The sequence below is a fragment of the Caballeronia sp. DA-9 genome (assembly GCF_051615025.1).
Classification (GTDB): Bacteria; Pseudomonadota; Gammaproteobacteria; order Burkholderiales; family Burkholderiaceae; genus Caballeronia; species Caballeronia sordidicola.
In genome coordinates, this window is sequence record NZ_CP195132.1 from 365,079 (window position 1) to 384,733 (window position 19,655).

The 19,655-nt window shown below is 61.8% G+C and carries 17 protein-coding genes and 3 riboswitches; of the genes, 10 read left to right on the forward strand and 7 right to left on the reverse strand.

The window, feature by feature from the left end:
* Positions 1–603, reverse strand: a complete 603-nt coding sequence (gene cobO, locus ACRWA7_RS07965) for a cob(I)yrinic acid a,c-diamide adenosyltransferase (RefSeq protein ID WP_438392186.1) — start codon at positions 601–603, stop codon at positions 1–3.
* A 19-nt stretch (positions 604–622) separates the two neighbouring features.
* Positions 623–997, reverse strand: coding sequence for a cobalamin biosynthesis protein (locus ACRWA7_RS07970; RefSeq protein WP_438392187.1), 375 nt, complete (start codon positions 995–997; stop codon positions 623–625).
* A gap of 136 nt (positions 998–1,133) precedes the next feature.
* Positions 1,134–1,420, reverse strand: a riboswitch (cobalamin riboswitch).
* A 90-nt stretch (positions 1,421–1,510) separates the two neighbouring features.
* Positions 1,511–1,782, forward strand: a riboswitch (cobalamin riboswitch).
* Positions 1,783–1,960: 178 nt separating this feature from the next.
* Between ACRWA7_RS07970 and cobW the strand changes: the two genes are divergently transcribed.
* The 4 genes from cobW to ACRWA7_RS07990 all read left to right on the forward strand — a co-directional run bounded on the left by cobW (position 1,961) and on the right by ACRWA7_RS07990 (position 8,525).
* On the forward strand, positions 1,961–3,049 hold the full coding sequence (gene cobW, locus ACRWA7_RS07975; RefSeq protein WP_438392188.1) for a cobalamin biosynthesis protein CobW: 1,089 nt from the start codon (positions 1,961–1,963) through the stop codon (positions 3,047–3,049).
* Between the two features lie 3 nt (positions 3,050–3,052).
* Positions 3,053–6,826 (forward strand): cobaltochelatase subunit CobN, encoded by a 3,774-nt coding sequence (gene cobN / locus ACRWA7_RS07980; protein ID WP_438392189.1) that lies wholly within the window; start codon positions 3,053–3,055, stop codon positions 6,824–6,826.
* Positions 6,823–7,848, forward strand: a complete 1,026-nt coding sequence (locus tag ACRWA7_RS07985) for an ATP-binding protein (RefSeq protein WP_438392190.1) — start codon at positions 6,823–6,825, stop codon at positions 7,846–7,848. Before cobN ends, ACRWA7_RS07985 begins: the two co-directional genes overlap by 4 nt.
* 125 nt (positions 7,849–7,973) lie before the next feature.
* Positions 7,974–8,525, forward strand: a complete 552-nt coding sequence (locus ACRWA7_RS07990) for a vWA domain-containing protein (RefSeq protein WP_438392191.1) — start codon at positions 7,974–7,976, stop codon at positions 8,523–8,525.
* A 4-nt stretch (positions 8,526–8,529) separates the two neighbouring features.
* Here ACRWA7_RS07990 and cobJ read toward each other — a convergent pair whose 3' ends face one another.
* The 4 genes from cobJ to cobG are packed head-to-tail and all read right to left on the reverse strand — an operon-like array spanning position 8,530 to position 12,852.
* A complete protein-coding gene (gene cobJ, locus ACRWA7_RS07995) occupies positions 8,530–10,206 on the reverse strand; it encodes a precorrin-3B C(17)-methyltransferase (RefSeq protein WP_438392192.1) in 1,677 nt (558 codons plus the stop codon).
* Positions 10,194–10,919, reverse strand: coding sequence for a precorrin-2 C(20)-methyltransferase (locus ACRWA7_RS08000; protein ID WP_438392193.1), 726 nt, complete (start codon positions 10,917–10,919; stop codon positions 10,194–10,196). Before ACRWA7_RS08000 ends, cobJ begins: the two co-directional genes overlap by 13 nt.
* Positions 10,920–11,546 carry a precorrin-8X methylmutase gene (locus ACRWA7_RS08005; protein ID WP_438392194.1) on the reverse strand — a complete coding sequence of 209 codons (627 nt, stop codon included), beginning with the start codon at positions 11,544–11,546 and terminating at the stop codon, positions 10,920–10,922. It lies immediately after the preceding gene.
* A complete protein-coding gene (cobG, locus tag ACRWA7_RS08010; RefSeq protein ID WP_438392195.1) occupies positions 11,539–12,852 on the reverse strand; it encodes a precorrin-3B synthase in 1,314 nt (437 codons plus the stop codon). Before cobG ends, ACRWA7_RS08005 begins: the two co-directional genes overlap by 8 nt.
* A 109-nt stretch (positions 12,853–12,961) precedes the next feature.
* Positions 12,962–13,138: riboswitch (cobalamin riboswitch) on the reverse strand.
* Between the two features lie 93 nt (positions 13,139–13,231).
* On the opposite strand from cobG, the gene cbiE reads away from it, so the two are divergent.
* Genes cbiE through cobM form a run of 4 tightly spaced genes read left to right on the forward strand, consistent with a single transcriptional unit; the run spans position 13,232 to position 17,017 of the window.
* Positions 13,232–14,437 (forward strand): precorrin-6y C5,15-methyltransferase (decarboxylating) subunit CbiE, encoded by a 1,206-nt coding sequence (gene cbiE / locus ACRWA7_RS08015; RefSeq protein WP_438392196.1) that lies wholly within the window; start codon positions 13,232–13,234, stop codon positions 14,435–14,437.
* A 24-nt stretch (positions 14,438–14,461) separates the two neighbouring features.
* Positions 14,462–15,559, forward strand: coding sequence for a cobalt-precorrin-5B (C(1))-methyltransferase (locus ACRWA7_RS08020; protein WP_438392197.1), 1,098 nt, complete (start codon positions 14,462–14,464; stop codon positions 15,557–15,559).
* Complete coding sequence (locus ACRWA7_RS08025; RefSeq protein ID WP_438392198.1) at positions 15,556–16,278, forward strand: cobalt-precorrin-6A reductase; 723 nt, start codon at positions 15,556–15,558, stop codon at positions 16,276–16,278. Before ACRWA7_RS08020 ends, ACRWA7_RS08025 begins: the two co-directional genes overlap by 4 nt.
* Before the next feature lie 10 nt (positions 16,279–16,288).
* Positions 16,289–17,017 (forward strand): precorrin-4 C(11)-methyltransferase, encoded by a 729-nt coding sequence (gene cobM, locus ACRWA7_RS08030; RefSeq protein ID WP_438392199.1) that lies wholly within the window; start codon positions 16,289–16,291, stop codon positions 17,015–17,017.
* Between the two features lie 68 nt (positions 17,018–17,085).
* On the opposite strand, the gene ACRWA7_RS08035 is transcribed toward cobM, so the two are convergent.
* Positions 17,086–17,823, reverse strand: a complete 738-nt coding sequence (locus ACRWA7_RS08035; protein ID WP_438392200.1) for a TerC family protein — start codon at positions 17,821–17,823, stop codon at positions 17,086–17,088.
* Between the two features lie 275 nt (positions 17,824–18,098).
* Here ACRWA7_RS08035 and ACRWA7_RS08040 point away from each other — a divergent pair, with 275 nt between their 5' ends.
* Positions 18,099–19,208 (forward strand): OpgC domain-containing protein, encoded by a 1,110-nt coding sequence (locus ACRWA7_RS08040; RefSeq protein ID WP_438392201.1) that lies wholly within the window; start codon positions 18,099–18,101, stop codon positions 19,206–19,208.
* Positions 19,209–19,399: 191 nt separating this feature from the next.
* Complete coding sequence (locus tag ACRWA7_RS08045; RefSeq protein WP_159833772.1) at positions 19,400–19,573, forward strand: DUF1328 domain-containing protein; 174 nt, start codon at positions 19,400–19,402, stop codon at positions 19,571–19,573.
* The last annotated feature ends 82 nt before the right edge of the window (positions 19,574–19,655 follow it).

A 19,655-nucleotide genomic window follows, 5' to 3' on the forward strand; every position in this document is an offset into this window, starting at 1 on the left:
TCAGAACTCGACGCCGCGTTGCGCCTTTACCCCTTGCTCGCGATACGGATGCTTGACCGCGCGCATCTCCGTCACGAGGTCCGCGGCCTCCACCAACGCTTCCGGCGCGTGACGTCCCGTGACGACGACATGCAGCATCGGGGGCCGTGCGTTGAGCACACCGAGCACTTCATCGAGTGGCAGGTACTCGTACTTCAGCACCGTGCAGAGTTCGTCGAACACGACCATCTGATATTCGCCGCTTTCGATCATCTGGCGCGCCGCGTCCCAGCCTTTTCGAGCCGTGGCGATATCGGCATCGCGATTCTGCGTGTCCCAGGTATAGCCGTCGCCCATCGTGATGAAATCGCAGTTGGCGATTGCGCCGAGGAAATCGCGTTCGGACGTGTGCAACGCGCCTTTGATGAACTGCACCACGCCAAGCCGCATGCCGTGGCCAAGCACGCGCACGGCCATGCCAAAGGCCGCCGTGGTCTTGCCTTTTCCCGTGCCCGTATTCACGATCAGCAGGCCCTTTTCAACCGACGCCTGCGCCTGCTTTTTCTCGTGGCCTTCCTTGCGCCGCTGCGTCATGCGCAGGTGCGATTCTTCATCCGTTTTCATCACGTTTTCCCGGTTACTGTCAGTTATTTGGCTTGTCTTCGGCAATAGCCACGGTCACGCCATCCAGCGCGATTTTGGCCCGCACGATCCGGCCATGACGCGACGCAAGCAGCGCGCAAGGCTCGCATACTCCATCTACACCGATAAGCGTCCGGACCTGTTCCGACGCACACGTAGGCACTTGCGCGACGCGTTCCTTCGAAAAAAACGCTATGGGCAAGTGGTGAAGTGCGGCGAATTCGAGCAGCGCGGTTTCATCCTGCTTGTCATCAATCGATGCCAACGCGCGGACCTTCGAGATCGACGCAGCTTCGAGGGCCGTGAAGACCGCCGCTTGAATCTGCGCCACGCTCACGCCGCGCCTGCACCCTATGCCGATGACCCAAGTGCTCACGATCGTGCTCCATCCGCGAGTCTGAAACGCACGCGACAAAGCCGGCAAGAACACTGCGAATATGAATTCATGTAAGACGATAAATGCGTTACGTCCTTCATCCGTCCCTCGCGGATGCGGCGTCCGGCGCGTCTGTGACGCGCCACTTGCGCTGGCCGGTATCCGGGCTTGGCGACCGCATTCGCTTGAGCCTTCCCGCTCCTGGGAGCAGTGGCAGTGAAGCAAATGTACGCTGAGGTCCGACAGGTCGCCAGGAAGCAACCGAACAATCCGAACCAGCGTGGGTCGCGTACCGTTGCGGGGACAGCACAGGTTTTTCATATGCGGCAAGACGCCAGGAATAAGCGCTCCTGCATCCTGTTTCCCGTTTAACTACGCGCGCAGGAAAAGCGCGCGTGAGCACCAGACGCGCGCCAAAGATAGCACAGGGATGCGTGCTAGCGCTCGGCTTTCCCGTTCCCTTATTCTTGGCCGTGAATCGCCGCAATCTTGACCGCGACGCCTCGCGAGCCTAGACTTGGCGCAGTTTCTGGTGCTCGCGCGCGGTCTCTGCCGCGCGCAGTTAAACGGGAAGCAGGGAGCGCCGCCGGATCCTCGTGCGCGCCAACCTGCGCTGCCCCCGCAACGGTAAGCGAAAGTTGCGCGACGTTTCAGGCATTGCCTCACGCCATATCACGCTTCGCGCAGCAAAGCCGGCTTCGAACACCACTGCATGCGTATTGCATGCGGGAAGGTGAAGCGGCATTTTCGCCAGCCCGGATACCGGCCGGAACGAATCAGCACTTGGAGCGACCAGTGCCGCGGGGATGCGGCACATGCTCGACACTTTCATCATGCTTTTCCGGATTGCAGCTTTGTATGCGTGTCAGGTGGCGGCGCGAGCGGCACTTATTGCTTGCGTGACACAACGGCGCTTCAGGTTGTTTCCGGCGACAGCGGACAATCGATACAACGGAGCAACGGATGCAAATGCGCAAAATCCCGGTCACTGTCGTCACGGGTTTCCTCGGCAGCGGCAAGACCACGTTGATGCGGCACATCCTTGAAAACGCCAAAGGTTTGCGGATCGCGGTGATCGTGAACGAATTCGGCGAACTGGGTATCGACGGCGAGATTCTCAAGGGCTGCAACATCGGTTGCGAGGACGAAAGCGCGACAGATCAACCGAACCTTTATGAGCTTTCGAACGGATGTCTCTGCTGCACCGTGCAGGAAGAGTTTTATCCGGTCATGGAGCAACTCGTCGAGCGCCGTGAGCAGATCGATCATGTGTTGATCGAGACGTCGGGCCTTGCATTGCCCAAGCCGCTGGTCCAGGCGTTCAACTGGCCGTCGATCAAGAATGCGTTCACTGTTGACGCCGTTGTAACCGTGGTCGATGGTCCCGCTGCGGCAAGCGGCCAGTTTGCTGCCAACCCGCAAGCCGTGGACGAACAACGCCGCGCCGATCCGAATCTCGATCATGAATCGCCATTGCATGAGTTGTTCGAAGACCAGTTGGCGTCGGCGGATCTCGTGATTCTCAACAAGACCGATCTCATCGATGAAGCGCAGCAACGCGCCGTCGAAACACTGATTCTTGGCGAGATTCCGGCGGGCGTGAAGATCGTTCCGGCGCAGATGGGGCAACTCGATCTGCATACCTTGCTCGGACTCGAAGCGGCGTCGGAGGCAACGATTCACCTGCGCGCGGATCATCACGGTTCGGCGGACGACGAGGGCCACGCGGATCATCATCACGACGATTTCGATTCTGTCGTGGTGCAGGCGCGCGTCGAGTCGCGCGAGGCGGCGGTCGCGGCGTTGCGCACGCTGGTTAATGCCAACACGATCTATCGCGTGAAGGGTTTCGCCGCGTTGCCGGGCACGCCTATGCGCCTTGTCGTTCAAGGCGTGGGACAGCGGTTCGATACATACTTCGATCGCCGATGGACAGCCGCCGAGTCGGCCGACGCAACCAGCCGCTTCGTGTTGATCGGAGAAGATCTCGATCAGGAGCGCCTTCAACACGCGCTGCTCGACGCGCTCGCCAACGCACCGGTCCAGGCCTAAGCCGTGCATCTGTTACGCACGACGCCCGGTGGTTTTGTCGATGACGCCGCGGGCGTCATGCGCATCGACCAGACGCCGGCGCCTATTGTCGTGCTGAGTTCGGCCGACACCACGCTGTCGCTTCTTGCGAGCGTGGTGCCGAATCTCGAAGCCCAATTTCCAGCCGTGCGCCTCGCCAACCAGGCGTTCTTGCGTCAACCGGCGTCGGTTGATTTTTACGTCGACGATGTGCTCAAGCATGCACGCGTGATCGTGATCGATCATCTGGGCGGCGAGGCTTACTGGCCTTACGGCATCGAGAGCATTACCACGCTGGCACGCAAGAACGGTCAGATGCTCGTGATGTTCTCCGGCGACTTGCAGGAAGATCCGAACCTTGTTGCCAAGAGCACGGCGGAGCCCGCGTTGTGCGATCAGCTCTGGCGTTATCTGCGTGAGGGCGGCGCGCAAAATGCGGAAGCGTTTCTACGTTGTATTGCGTTCAGTGCGCTGGGATATGGGCGCGAAGCCGACCCGCCGGTTCCGTTGCCTGCGGTCGCGATCTATCATCCGGCGCGGCAGATCGCGACTGTGGATGACTGGCGGAAAAGATGGACGCAGAACGCGCCCGTGGTCGCCGTGTTGTTCTATCGCGCCCATTTGCAGTCCGGAAATACCGATGTATTCGACGCGTTGATCGACGCACTCGAAGCGCAAGGGCTGAATCCGTTGCCGATTGCAATGGCGTCGCTCAAGGACCCGTTGAGCCGCGAAGTCGTGCAGCAACTGTGCGCGGATAACCATGCATCGCTGGTATTGAACACGACCTCGTTCGCGGCCGGCGTCATTGACGACCCCGCGCCGTTCGAACTCGCGGGCGACGCACCCGTGCTGCAGGTCATTCTGAGCGGCGGTAATCGCGACGACTGGGTGAAGGACAATCACGGGCTGACATCGCGCGATATAGCCATGCACGTCGCGCTGCCTGAAGTGGACGGCCGCATCATCACGCGCGCGATCAGCTTCAAAGGCCTTGCATACAGATGCAAGGCAACGCAGGTCGATGTCGTGCGGTATCAGCCCGATCCAGAGCGCGTGCGATTCGTCGCTGAATTGAGCCGGCGCTGGTGTCGCCTGCGGCACGCGCCAAACGCCGAGAAGCGTATCGCGCTCGTGCTCGCAAACTATCCGCTGAGCGAAGGGCGCATTGGTAATGGCGTGGGGCTCGATACGCCGGCATCCGTCGTGAACATTCTGTCCATGCTCGCGCGCGCAGGATATGGAACGCAGGAAATTCCCGTCGACGGCGACGCATTGATGCAGGCGCTGACCTCCGGCGTGACCAATGATCCGGTCGTGCGCGACATGCGTCCCGCGTTGCAGAGCCTTGCGCTCGATGACTATCTCGACGCATTCCACAAGCTCCCTGTCGACGTACAGCAAGAAGTGAGCGCTCGCTGGGGTCCGCCCGAAAGTGATCCCACCGTGCGGCGCGGCCGCTTCATGATCGCGGGCTGGCGCTGCGGGCAGGTGTTCGTCGGCATTCAACCGGCGCGCTCTCGCGAACGCGGCGACTATGCGAGCTATCACGATGCCGAACTCGTGCCGCCGCATTCGTATCTCGCGTTCTACTTCTGGCTGCGCTTGCGCTTTAACGTCGATGCAGTCGTGCACGTGGGCAAGCACGGCAATCTGGAATGGCTGCCGGGCAAGAGCGTCGCGTTGAGCGCGTCGTGCTGGCCCGACCTGACCCTTGGCGCAATGCCGCATCTGTATCCATTCATTGTCAACGACCCCGGCGAGGGCAGCCAGGCGAAGCGGCGTGCACAAGCGGTGATCATCGACCACCTGATGCCGCCGCTCACGCGCGCTGAAAACTATGGGCCTTTGCAAGACCTCGAACGTCAGGTCGATGAGTATTACGAAGCGCTGATGGTCGATCCGCGCCGCGCGAAGCTGTTGCGAAAGACGATTCTGGCAAGCATCGTGGAGCATAAGCTGCATGAAGAACTGGGACTCGAAAAGCCGCGCGACGCCGACACGGAAAACGCATTGCTCAATCGTGCGGACGCATATCTGTGTGAGCTTAAAGAGGCGCAGATCCGCGATGGCCTGCATGTGTTTGGCGTGTCGCCACAGGGCGTTCAACGCCGCGACACGTTGCTTGCGTTAGGCCGTTATCCAACTGGCGACGGGCAGGGCGAAAACGCGAGCGTGCTGACCGCGCTGGCTCGCGATCTGCAATTGGGCGAAGCATTCGATCCTCTGGATGCCGACTGGACCGCGGCATGGACCGGACCGCGCCCGGCCGAACTCGCGCGCATGGTCAATGCACCCTGGCGCCATCACGGCGATACGCGCGAGCGTCTTGAACTGCTTGCAACATCGCTGCTGGAAGGCAATGCGGATGCCATTGGACCGCACACATCGCAAGTGCTCGAGCGGCTAAACGGCGATCTGGTGAGCCGGCTCGATGCGTGTGGTCCGCAAGAACTGCTGCAGCTTCAGCGCGGTCTCGACGGACGTTTTGTGCCGCCGGGTCCGAGCGGCTCGCCATCGCGCGGCAGACCGGACGTTCTTCCCACCGGGCGCAACTTCTACTCCGTCGATACCCGCGCCGTACCCACACGCGCCGCGTGGACGCTTGGCTTGAAGTCCGCAAACATGCTCATTGAAAGGCATCTTCAGGAGCATGGCGATTACCCGCGCGCGATCGGTCTGTCGGTGTGGGGCACTGCGACCATGCGTACGGGCGGCGACGATATCGCGCAGGCAATGGCGTTGATCGGCGTGCGTCCGAAATGGGCGGCGGGCAGCAATCGCGTGACGGACTTCGAGATCTTGCCGATCACGATTTTCAACCGGCCGCGTATTGACGTGACGCTGCGTGTATCGGGCTTCTTTCGCGATGCATTCGCGAACCTGATGCATCTCTTCGATGCCGCTGTTCAGGCGGTCGCCGAACTCGACGATGAAGGCGAAGACATCAATCCAATCCGCGCGCGCATCATGCGGGAACGCGACGAACACATTGCCCGTGGACTCGACGCGAGGCAAGCGCGTTTGCGTGCAGGCTGGCGCGTGTTCAGCACGAAACCCGGTGCGTATGGCGCGGGCTTGCAGGAGATGATCGACGCGAGGCAATGGCAGAACGACGCGGATCTCGCACGCGGATTTCAGAGTGCCGGCGGCTACGCATACTCGCAAACGGGCGATGGCGTGGACGCGCGGGAATCGTTTGGCGCGCGTTTGTCGACGCTCGACGTGGTGGTTCAGAACCAGGACAACCGCGAGCATGACCTGCTCGATTCAAACGACTATCACCAGTTCCAGGGCGGCATGGTGGCGGCCGTGCGCCATCTTTCGGGCGCGCAGCCGCAAGCGTACAACGCCGATCACAGCAATCCCGCATCGCCACGCATACGCACCTTGCAGGAAGAGATTTCGCGCGTGATCCGCTCGCGCGTGGTCAACCCGAAATGGATCGACGGCGTGAAGCGTCATGGTTACAAAGGCGCGTCCGAACTCGCGGCGACCGTGGATTATCTCTTTGGATATGACGCTACCGCGCGAGTCGTATCGGATCATCAATACGCGCTTGTCGCCGATGCCTATGTGAACGACGCCGATACACGCGGATTCATGCAGCAGCACAATCCGCATGCACTGCATTCCATCTGCGAACGTTTGACCGAAGCCATTCAGCGTGGCTTGTGGCAAAGTCCGGGCGGCTATCAGGCGCAAATCGAACACCATCTGCTGAATGCCGAACAGCAACTCGAAGGGCTACGAACGTGAACGACATCCTCTTTCCTTTTGCCGCGTTGGTCGCGCAAAGGCCCTTGCAGCAAGCACTATTGCTCGCCGCCGTCGATCCGGCGCTTGGCGGCGTGCTGGTCAGCGGTCCGCGTGGCACGGCAAAGTCAACCACGGCCCGCGCGCTTGCCGAACTGCTTCCTGAAGGCCGATTCGTTACCTTGCCGTTGGGCGCCAGTGAAGAGCAACTGATTGGATCGCTGGATATTGAAGCCGCGTTACGCGATGGCGGAGTGCGATTTTCGCCGGGTTTGCTGGCCCGGGCGCATGAAGGCGTGCTGTACGTGGATGAAGTGAATCTTCTGCCGAATCAGCTTGTGGATCAATTGCTGGACGTGGCTGCGAGCGGCATGAACTTGATCGAGCGCGATGGCATTTCGCATCGGCATGAAGCGCGCTTCGTGTTGATTGGAACAATGAATCCGGAGGAAGGCGAACTCAGGCCGCAACTGCTCGATCGTTTCGGGCTGGCAGTGGAACTGCACAATTGCTTCGATGCAAACATACGGCGCGAGATCGTCAAGGCGCGGCTTGCATTCGATACCGACCCGGAATCGTTCCGTGCGCGTTTTGCAGCGCGGCAAGACGCCTTGGTGCAAAGGCTTCATGGCGCGCGCGTTGCGCTTTCAAGTCTCGAGTTCGATGACACCGTTCATTCCCGCGTCAGCGCGCTTTGCATTGAGGCGCATGTGGACGGCTTGCGCGCCGATCTCGTGATGTTGCGTGCGGCGCGTGCACTGGCTGCATGGGAAGAGGCGGGCGCGGTTCGCGTGGACCATGTTGAACGGGTGGCGGAAGCGGTTCTTTTGCATCGGCGGAAGGTGGATCATGGATCGGCAAGCGTGCAAAGTAATGAACGTAACCGGCAGCGCGAGCACGACGCGCAACAGCCGCAGCAGTCGCAGCAAAACCCCGGCGATTCCGATTTCGGCTACATGCCGCCCGAGCCTGTAGATATCACCGCCGTGAAAAACGTGAGGCCGCTCACGTCAAAAAAATCCTGAGCCATCGAAGGCAGGAAACACACACCGACTCAGGTCGCCTTCGATGGCTTTCAAAACCGTGCGCTGCAGGAAATACTCGTTCGCGCGAGGGCGACATCAGCGCGCGTATCGACTGGATTCAGACGTTGTTGGCAAAGCGCAATCGAGTATTCGACGCTGCGCACCTGCGCTTTCATCGCGAAGAGGACGAGGCGAGTGCGTTGCATTGTTTCGTGCTCGATTGCTCGGGCTCCATGCTTAACGGTAAGCGGCTCGCGTTGGCGAAGGGACTTGTTGCTGCGTTGTTCGACCGTGCGTATCGGGAACGCTCCGAGGTGGCGCTTGTGTGTTTTGGCGGTGCAACGGCGGAGGTTCGTCGCGAGCCTGGCGCCGCGCACTGGTGGAACGATGGATGGCTCGCACCCATTGGCGGCGGAGGCGGCACACCGCTCGCGCTGGGTGTGCATACAGGGGCCAACGTGTTGCTGAAAGCGGCGCGTCACAAGCCTTCACAACGCCGCGTCCTGTGGTTGCTGACAGACGGCCGCAGCGCCGAGATGCCCGCGCGTCCCGACTCGGCGGATCAGATTGTCATTGTCGATTTTGAAAGCGAGGCGGTCGGTCTCGGCCGTTGCATGAAGCTTGCCGAGTCATGGCGCGCGGACTATCGCACGGCCGCCGACATGACGCCGGCTTAGCCGCTCATTCGTACCAGCGCGGCGTGTATGCCCAATCGCCAGCGCCATCGCCGCGCGGAAAACTTCGCGTGGTCGATGACCCGATTATCACCATCGTACGCATGTCGACCTGATCGGATCGCAGGTTCTCGAGCGTGCTCGTGACCAGGGTTTCTCCCGGTCTGCCGATGTTGCGTCCCAGCACAACCGTAGTCGTCCCCGCGCGATACGCCCGCACAATCTCGAGCGCCCGATCCAGTTGCCAGGGCCGGGCGCGCGACACGGGGTTGTAGAAGGCCATCACCAGATCGGCCTGCGCGGCGTGCATCAAGCGCGTTTCGATAACAGCCCACGGCTTGAGGTTATCGGATAGCGAGAGCATGCAGAAGTCATGGCCGAGCGGCGCGCCCGCACGCGCCGCCGTCGCGAGCGCAGCGGATACGCCCGGCACGATATTCAGGTCTACCGCGGCCCACGCGTCGTTCGATCGTCCCTCGTCAAGTGCTTCGAGTACCGCAGCGGCCATTGCGAACACGCCCGGATCGCCCGACGATACAACCACGACCTTGCGTCCCGCACTCGCCAGTTCGAACGCATGGCGGGCGCGTTGCATCTCTTCGCGGTTATCGGTGCAATGCAGGGTTTGATGCGCTTTGAACGGCCCGGCCATGCGCACGTAGGTTTCATAGCCGAGGATATCGTCGGCCTGGGACAACGCGTGTTTCGCGGCCGGCACCATCAGATCCGCGCTGCCAGGGCCAAGGCCGATCACGGTCAGCGTGCCGCGCGCTTGTCCTAGCATCGAAACATCCACCACGTCAGGCGCGATGGCAATTTCGATGCCTTCATTACGCGGTGTCAGCGTTTCAAACCCTTCGGATAACGTACCAAACCGCAATGGAACATCAAGCGTATGTGCGGCTTCGATCAGGCGCGCGGACGTCATCAAGGTCATTGGCGCAAGTACGGCCGCGACCGCCATTGGAGATACCTTCACTTCACGCAATGCAAGCCGGATGCGCTCGACTATCGACTCATCCAGATGCGTTGCGTTCACGCACACGACCACCGAGCGCGGATGAATCACGAGGTCGTTTGAATCAGTGCCTGTATGCGGCGAGATTCGGATCGCGCGGCTTGCATCGGCTGCACGCGGCAGCGCAACCTGATCCAGCCACGGCGCATCGCCTTCAATACGCGTCGTCTCGCCCGCGAGAAGGTCGGACACGAAGCGCTTGCCGTGTTCGATATCCGCGAGCACGTATCCCGCCGGCGGATTCAGCAGGCATGTGCCGAAACGCAACTCGCCGCTCGTCGTGATGGCGGGCGCGACCTGCAGCACCGCCGCGATTTCGCGCGCCATGACGTTGGCGCCGCTCAGTCCACCAAGCAGCGGCACGACCGCACTGCCATCTTCGGCAACGGCGAGAACGGGCGGCTCGGCGGTCTTGTCGGCGAGAAGGGGGGCGAGGCAGCGGATCACGATACCCGCGGCGCATAGCGCGACAACAGGCGTATTGCTTGCGTAGAGTTCGCGCAGATGAGCGCTCAGTTCAGCGAATGCAACATCGGTCTGCACGCGGCTCGCGAGACCATGAATCATCGCGTCGGGATAGCGCGTCTGAATCCGGCGCGCGGTCTGCAATGCGCCCGCACCCAGCACCACGATTGCCAGGGGCTTTGCGTCAGTCATCCGCGCCATTTTTCCCCCGGCACGACCAGCAGCGAGAAATAGGGCGACGCCATTGGGTCTACATCGTCCAGCGGCACGATGCGCTGGTTCGCCATGGTCGCGCGTTCAACGTAGAGCGCGCGATTGTCGAGTCCCAGATCCTTCAGGACACGCCTTACCTTGTCGAAGTTGCGGCCCAGTTTCATGATGACGGCGGCGTCCGTGGCTGCAAGCCGTTCGCGCAAATCGGCTTCCGGCAGCACGCCCGATAACACCGACAAACTCTGGTTCCGGTACACCAGCGGCACGCCGAGCACGGCGACGCCGCCGAGCATGGAGCACACGCCGGGCACGACTTCGGCTTCGAAGCGTTCAGCGAGCCGGTCGTGCAGGTACATATACGAGCCGTAGAAGAACGGATCGCCTTCGCAGATCACGGCGACGTCGCGGCCCGCTTCCAGATGATCGGCGATGCGGATGGCGGATTCATCGTAGAAGTCGCCGATGATCGTCTCATAGCACAGTGGCGGCTCGAGCGCTTCGGTGGTCACGGGATAAACCAGCGGCATGCGCGTTTGCGCGTCCTTCAAATGCCCTTCGATAATCCCGAACGCGTTGCCTTTTTTACCCTTCGCGACGAAGTAAGCCACCACCGGCGCCGATGTCAGCAGGCGCAACGCTTTAACCGTGATCAGTTCGGGGTCGCCGGGACCCACGCCCAGGCCGTAAAGACGTCCGCTCATCTATTCGGTCTCCGAAGCGAGCGCATTCACCGCGGCGGCGGCCATGCCGCTGCCGCCGCGCCTGCCTTGCAATGCAACGAACGGTACGCCGCGGCTGTCGGCGGCGAGAAGCGCCTTCGATTCCGCCGCGCCGATGAAACCCACCGGAAAGCCCAGGATCAAGGCGGGTTTTGGTGCGCCTGCGTCGAGCATGTCGAGCAAATGAAATAGCGCGGTAGGCGCATTGCCGATCACCACCACGCTGCCGCCAAGATCCGGCCGCCACAATTCGAGCGCGGCAGCCGAGCGTGTGTTGCCGAGTTCGCGGGCACGTTCGGGCACGGATGCGTCGTTGAGCGTGCAGATCACGCGGTTATTGGCGGGCAGACGCGAGCGCGTGATGCCTTCGGCGACCATGCGCGCGTCGCAGAGAATGGGCGCGCCGCGCTTGAGCGCTTCGCGGCCCGCTGTGCCCGCGCCATCCGAAAACACGAGATCATCGATCACGTCCGTCATGCCGCATGCGTGGATCACGCGCACGGCGAGTTTTTCGAGGTCGGGGGGAAAAGTGGCGAGGTTCGTTTCGGCGCGGATGGTCGCGAACGACGCACGATAAATCGCCTGGCCGTCGCGGATGTAATCAAGCATCTGTGGTGCTCCGGGCAAGCCATAGGGCTGCCTCTTCAATGGTGATGTGTCGGGCGACGGGTTCGGGCGCCTGCAAGTACAGGTCGTAGCGGCCCGGGGCGACGGCGAGCAAGGTTGTATCCACGCGGTGCGCCGCTGCACACGAACGCGCGCAACCGCTCAGGTGGACGTCGCCTTTCGTATGCAGCAAGGGCGCGAGCCGCCGGGCGTCGGCTTTGGTATCGGAGAAGCTTTTGGCGCAGCCTTGAGAACCCGTGCAGGCGATCAGCCGCGCGAAGGGTTCGTTCGCCGCCGTTGCAAGGCCGAGCGCCTTGAGCCGTGCGATGGTGGGCTGGGCTTTTTCGATTGGCACGTCCAGCAGCATCACGCTTTGCCACGGTGTCATACGCATGCGCGGCGCGAGTTCGGCGAGCGCTTGCAGCGTGTTTGCATCGAGACGGCCAAGCGGGACTTGCGCGCCGATGCTCACAGTGCCCTCCGTTCTTTGCCGATGCACGCCGAAACGCCGCCGCGCATCGGATGGCGTACGCCTCCAGGCGCTCGCATTCCGTTCAATCGCGAAGTCGAGCTTGCGCTGCGCATGATCGATAATCGCCTCGATGCCGATTGTGTTCAGCAAGTCACGCATTCTCGTTTGCTCGGGCGACGCAAGATCGAGGAACGTATGCAGCAATGCACTCGCAACTGCGGGCACGCGCGCTTGCTCGACTGACGCCAGCGGTGGCATATGTTCGTCGAATACTGGAGGACATCCGCCGAGCCCAAACACAAATCGATCCGCCGATACCGCCGAGAACCATACATCGTGCGGATGATCGAGCATGGCGAGGCGCTCGCCGCCATCGAGCATGATCGCGAATTTCGGCGATAACGCCTGCAGCCGCGCATCGCGCTGCAACTGATCGAGCAATCTGCGCGCAAGCGGCGTGACGTCCAGCGTGGCGTCTGGATCGAGACCGGCGAGCGGATTGATCATGAGATTACGGACATCGTCGGAACCGGGTGTGGCCGGGCCGAGTCCGATCCTGACCAGCCGCGAAATCAGCTCATCTTCCGCGCCCGGGCGCACGCCACGGATCTGCAGATTCGAACGATTGGTTGCATCGATACAACTTGAGCCTACCGCCCGCGCCACTTCCGCGACCTCGCGAGCCTGCGCTGCGCTCAACTCGCCGCCGTAGAGGCGAATGCGGCACAGGCCGCCATCGCGAGCAGGGACGATCCGCATCAGGCCGGGACATGCCGATGGCCTCGATGCCGGTATTAACCCGCGTTCAGCAGTGAGCGATTCGAGTGATGCGTTCAAAGCGTGACCCGTTCGGTCTCGCGCGGCGCCTCGACTCTGACCCGCGGTTTCGTATGCGAAAGCGCGGGCAGGATCGCGGCATCGGTACACCCCGCCCGATGCTGGCTTGCACGAAGAATTCCGGCCGGCAGGTCTCTTGGCTGGCAGGTCGCCGTCCGCACCGGCCTTCCCAGTCGAAACCAGTGGCAGTGGAGCGCGGACTCGCTGCGTACAATTGCGGGGGCAGCCACAGTTTTGCTGTGTTCCCTCTTAGGCCCCTCGGGGCACCGGCTAAATCGCGATATTATGCCCGTTTTCGCAGCCTATAAAGCCAGCGGCCGTGTGGCCGCGCCGGTCAGGCAAGCACGCAAGCGACGAATGAACCAGACGAGGTTGACGGATGGCACCGTGGTTGACCGTGGTGGGGATCGGAGAAGATGGCTGGCATGGACTCGGCCGGGACGCGCGCGAGGCGTTGCTGGCCGCCGATACCATTTTCGGCGGCCAGCGCCATTTCGACCTTTTACCTGGGCGCATTGGCGCGGAGCGCTGCCCCTGGCCAATGCCGTTTTCGATTGCGCCGGTGCTTGAATACCGTGGGAAGCGAGTATGTGCGCTCGCAAGCGGCGACCCCATGATGTTCGGCGTTGGCGCGACTTTTACGCGCGAACTGGAGGCGCACGAATTCCGCGTACTTCCCGCGTTGTCTTCCGTGTCGCTTGCTGCAGCGCGGTTGCACTGGCCGTTGCAGGACGTGGTTGTCGTCTCCTTCGTTGGGCGTCCGGTCGCGGCGCTTGGCGTGAACGTTCACCACGGCGCGCGCATGGTCGTTCTCAGCAGCAATGAATCGAGCGCTTTCGACATCGCGCGGCTGTTGCAGCAGCGCGGTTTCGGGGCCAGCCGGATGAGCGTGTTCGAACACCTGGGCGGCGAGCGCGAGCGTCGCATCGACGGCGTTGCCAACGCCTGGACTCAGGAAGCCGGCATGGCCGCGCTGAACCTCGTGGCGATCGAATGTATCGCGGATGACAACGCATTGCGCCTGCCGCTCACCTCCGGTCTGCCCGACGATGCCTATCAACATGACGGCCAGCTCACCAAGCGCGATGTCCGCGCGATCACGCTCGCGCGGCTCGCACCCGAGCCCGGCGAATTGCTTTGGGATGTGGGCGCGGGGTGCGGGTCGATCGGTATTGAATGGATGCGCTCACATTCAAGTTGCCGCGCCATTGCCGTTGAAGCGGATAGCGGTCGGCAACGTTTTATTCAACGCAATCGCGACGCGCTCGGCGTGCCCGGGCTTCGACTCGTGGAAGGCGAAGCACCCGGTGCGTTGTCCGGATTGCCGTCGCCGGATGCGATTTTTGTCGGCGGTGGCGTGACGGTTCCCGGCATGCTGGATACATGTTGGGATCGTCTGAGGAAGGGCGGCCGGATGATCGTCAACGCGGTCACGATTCAAAGCGAGGCGACGCTCGTTGCGTGGCGCGCGGCGAACGGCGGCGAGTTGACACGCATTGCTGTTGCGCACGCGCAGCCGCTCGGCGCCTTCGATACATGGCGTCAGGCGCTTCCCATTACGCTGCTGCACGCAGTGAAGTCATGACGCGCATTTCGAGCCGTTGCCGCCATGCGTGACGAGACGCCCGAACAGCCTGCGCCGTTGCGCACGGGCCTCACCACCGGCAGTTGCTCCACGGCGACGTCGCTTGCAGCAGCGCGTCTGCTGCTTGGCGGCGTTGTTACCGAGCATGCCGACATCACGTTGCCGAAGGGCCAGCAGGTCGTGTTGCCGCTCGTGTTCTGCCGCCTGGTGGACGGCGACGCTCGTCATGCCGAAGCCGGCACGATCAAGGATGCGGGCGACGATCCCGACGTCACGCACGGCGCAATCGTCTTCGCGCGCGTGCGCCTGGTGGAGCAGCCGGGCGTGCAGTTTTTCGCGGGACCCGGCGTGGGCACCGTGACGCGCGCCGGGCTCGCGCTCGCTATCGGCGAACCCGCGATCAATCCTGTGCCGCGGAAAATGATGTTCGAGCACCTCGCCGCACTCGCCAGTGAATATGCCTACGCCGGTGGATTCGAAGTGAGCATTGGCGTGGAGAACGGCGCGGAACTGGCGGCGAAGACCATGAATCCGCGTCTGGGTATCGTTGGCGGCTTGTCGATACTCGGCACGAGTGGCATTGTGCGGCCGTTTTCGTGCGCGGCTTATATTGCTTCGATCCATCAGGGTATCGACGTTGCGCGCGCGAATGGCTACGTTCATATTGCGGCGTGCACGGGCAATCAAAGCGAAGACGCCATGCGCGTTCGATACAACTTGCCCGACATCGCCCTGATCGAAATGGGCGATTTCGTGGGCGCCGTTCTCAAGCATTTGCGACGTGCGCCTGTGAGCAAACTCAGCCTGTGCGGCGGCTTCGGCAAGATCAGCAAGCTCGCCGCGGGACATATGGATTTACATAGCCGGAACTCCAGCATCGACCTGCCGCAACTTGCTCATTGGGCTGCGGGCGCTGGCGCGAACGAACCGTTGCAGGAAGCCATGCGCGGCGCCAATACCAGCCAGGAAGCATTGCTGCTCGCGCGCAATCAAGGCGTGCCGCTTGGCGATATTGTCTGCGAACACGCACGGCAATTCGCGTTGAGCGTGGTGCCTGAAGGTATCGATGTCGAGTGTTTCGCCATCGACCGGCAAGGGCGTGTTGTGGGAGCGGCGCAATGAAGCGCGTCCTGCTCCTCGGCGGAACGGGCGATGCATTGACGATTGCACGCCACCTCGGTCCGCAGCACGTTTATAGCCTTGCCGGATTGGGGCGCACGCCCGCGGATCTGACCTGCCGCGTGCGCGTGGGCGGGTTCGGCGGAGTGCAGGGACTCGCGGCTTTTATAGAGGCAGAATCCATTGGACTGGTCGTCGATGCAACGCATCCCTACGCCGCGCAAATGAGCCGTCATGCAAGCGCGGCCGCGGTGCTCACGAAAATCCCATGCTGGGCGCTGCGCCGCGCGCCGTGGGAACCGCAGGCAGGCGACGATTGGCGCGACGCTCCCGGCTTCGCGTCGATCATGCAGACTATCGCTGTATTTAAACATCCACTTTGGACACTGGGCCGCGAGCCGCTCGATCATCTCGACGCAATACCATCGTGGCAGCACTGGACCATTCGCTGCCTTGATCCGCATGACGGCAACGCGCGCGCCACGATTATCGCGGCGCGTGGACCGTTTTCACTCGATGGCGAACGCGCCTTGTTCGATCAACACCGTACCGATGTCCTCATCAGCAAGAACAGCGGCGGTGCGGCGACCGAAGCGAAACTTGCTGTAGCGCGCGAGCGCGGCGTGCCTGTCGTGATGCTGCAACGACCGCCACTTCCTCCAGTCGAACGTGAGTTCACCAGCACGGTTACGCTCCTGAACGCGCTCGACGCTTTTATATGACACCCCCTAAATGACGGTCTATTTCATTGGCGCGGGACCCGGCGATCCCGAACTCATCACCGTAAAAGGGCAACGGCTCGTGCGCTCGTGCCCGGTCATTCTGTACGCCGGATCGCTGGTGCCGGAAGCGGTGCTGAGCGGGCATCGTGCGGAAACATGCGTGAACACCGCCGAGCTTCATCTCGATGAAATCATCGCGTTGCTCGAAACGGCACACGCGAAAGGACAGGACGTGGCGCGGGTTCATTCCGGCGATCCGTCACTGTATGGCGCGATCGGCGAACAGATTCGTCGCCTGAAAGTGCTTGGTATTCCATATGAAATCGTGCCGGGCGTGACGGCTGCGGCGGCGTCGGCGGCGGCGCTCGGATGCGAATTCACGCTCCCCGGCATTTCGCAGACGGTGATTCTCACGCGCTTCGCCACGAAGACGTCGATGCCCGAAGGCGAGCAGCTCGCCGATCTCGCGCGCCATCGCGCGACCATGGCGATTCATCTTGGCGTGCGCCATATCGAGCGCATCGTCGCGGATCTGATCCCGCATTACGGCGAGGATTGCCCCGTCGCCGTGATCTTCCGCGCGAGCTGGCCCGACGAAGAGAAGGTCCTGGGCACGCTCGCGGACATTGCCGGGAAAGTGATTGAAACAGGCATTGAAAGGACGGCTTTGATCGTGGTGGGATACGTGCTGAACGCCGAGGGATTCACGGATTCCTCGTTGTACCAGAAGCTATCCTGAAGAACAAAAAAACGCCGCGCAGCTTGAGGCTGCGCGGCGCTCCGCGATCCGGACTCAACGTCAACGCGTCACGCGCGTTTGCTTTTCGCTCTGCGCGACAGCATGTTCAAGCCTTCGACCAGCGCCGAGAACGCCATCGCCGCGTAGATATAGCCCTTCGGAACGTGCGTTCCGAACCCTTCCGCGACCAGCGTCATCCCGATCACCAGCAGGAAGCCGAGCGCGAGCATCACGACAGTCGGATTCCTTTCGATAAACCGCGACAACGGACCTGCCGCGAACATCATCACGGCCACCGCCGCAATCACCGCCACGAACATGATGGGGATGTGCTCGGTCATGCCGACGGCGGTCACGATGCTATCGATGGAAAACACCAGATCCAGCACGAGAATCTGTCCGATCGCCGACCACGGCGTAAGCGACGAGGTCTTCACGGGAGCGCCGGATTCGTCTGAGTCATGCGAGACGTGATGGTGGATTTCCGTGGTGGCCTTCCACACCAGGAACACCCCGCCGGCAATCAGGATCAGGTCGCGCCACGAAAAGTCGTGTCCGAACAGCGTGAAAATGGGCGCGGTCAGCCGCACGATGAGCGCAACCGTGCCGAGCAGGCCGAGCCGCATGATCAGCGCGAGCCCGATGCCCAGACGTTGCGTGCGCGCCCGATGGGCTTCGGGCAATTTGTTCGTGAGGATCGAGATGAAGATCAGGTTGTCGATGCCAAGGACGACTTCCATGACCACCAGCGTGGCCAAAGCTGCCCAGGCGGTGGGATCACTTGCAAGTGCAACGATGTAATCCATGAGATGTGAGGATTGTCCGGGTTGAGTATGAATAGCGCCGATGTCGCGAGCTCTGGAATCATACGCGACGTCAGGCACGATAATGTAAGCTTAATGAAATATTTGAGAGTGCTTTCCCGGCGATAAAGTTCGCGCGCCGATGTCCGGTACACGGCAAATCGCCAAAAACCCCCGAACGCAAATACGGGTAAACTCGCGGTGCCGTACGCCATTCCTCAGCGGGAATAGCGCCTCTCACGTTCGCTGCCCGATTCGGCAGTCTTTCGGGTTACGCAATGCAGGGAAAATCGCAACGACTGGTTGAGCTGGACTTTTTTCGCGGCCTCGTCCTGCTCGTGATTCTCGTCGATCATATTGGCGGGAGCATGTTGTCGCGCGTGACGCTGCACGCATTCGCGCTCAACGACGCCGCCGAAGTCTTCGTTTTCCTCGGCGGTTTCGCGACTGCGACTGCGTATTTATCGATGTCGGCCAGACGCTCCGAATCCGCCGCACGTGCCCGGTTTTTCCGTCGCGCGTTCCAGATTTATCGTGCGTTCCTGATTACCGCCGCGCTGATGTTGTTGACGAGCTTCGTGCTGCGGCCGCTTTTTGGCAGCGCGCCGAATCTGGCCACGACCGACCTCGATGCCTTCCTTGCCACGCCGTTCACCGCAATAGTCGATGTCCTGCTGCTGCGCCGCCAGCCGTATCTTGCTTCCGTGCTGCCCATGTACGCTTTTTTCGCGCTCGCCGTGCCGCTCGTGGTACCGCTCGCGCGCAGCAAGCCATGGCTCCTGCTCGCCGCGAGCATTGCGCTGTGGGCGCTCGCGCCGCCCGTTGCCGAGTATCTGCCGTCGGCGGAAGATTTGTTGTGGGACTTCAATCCGGCCGCATGGCAACTGCTGTTCGTGATCGGCGTGATCGCTTGTTGCCAGCCGGTTTATCAGCGCGTGAGCGCGCATCGGTTCGGCTGGGCGGTGAGCATAGCCGCGCTTGTGATTGTCGCGGGCATGGCGTACTACAAGCTGCTCGTGCTCCCGACTCCCTTCGACGGCGATTTCAAGCGCAATCTGGCGGGCGCGCGCATTGTCAATTTCGTGGCTATTGCGTGGCTTGCCAGCGACCTGACGCGTCGCGGCGTGACCAGGCAGATCGCGCAGGGCCTGCCGTGCGTCGGCGCCGTGGGCCGCGACGGCCTCGTGTGTTTTGTCGCGGGCGCGGTCATCTCGCTTAGCGTGGATTCGGTGTTGTATACGCTGACGGGCGGACTTCTCGACGTGCCGTTCGGTCTTGCCGCCGATGCCGTGGCTGTAGGCCTGTTGCTCGCGATTCCACATCGCCAGCGCCTGTTCGATGCAATGGGGCTTGGGTCCATCACGTCCGCGGCGAAGGCGAAAGGGTAGGCCGGTCTTGTCCAAAATGGATCTTGGTCAGCGACATTAAAATGCGACTAACGGTCTGAAATTTCTCTGTCCGCATGCTGCCCGGAGTAGATGACTCTCTATCAAAACCGTCCGCAGTCAATCGCCTATAAATCAGGCAGGCATAAGCTTTGCTTATACGTTGCGACTTTAACTAAAACAACGGATTTGCCATGCTCAAGCTTGCCATTCTTTTTGCGGTCATCTCGGTTATTGCCGGATTCTTTGGCTTTGGCCGCGTATCGTCGGGCGCGGCGGGGATCGCGAAGATCTGCTTCTTCATCTTCCTCGTTCTGTTCGTGATCTTTTTGGTCGTGGCTATCTCGGCAGGCTCGCTGGTGCTTTAACGGGCCAAGTCACCGCATTGCGGATATTCACGTATTAACGAATCGGGGCGCCTCACGAGGCGCCCCGATTGTTTTTCAGCAC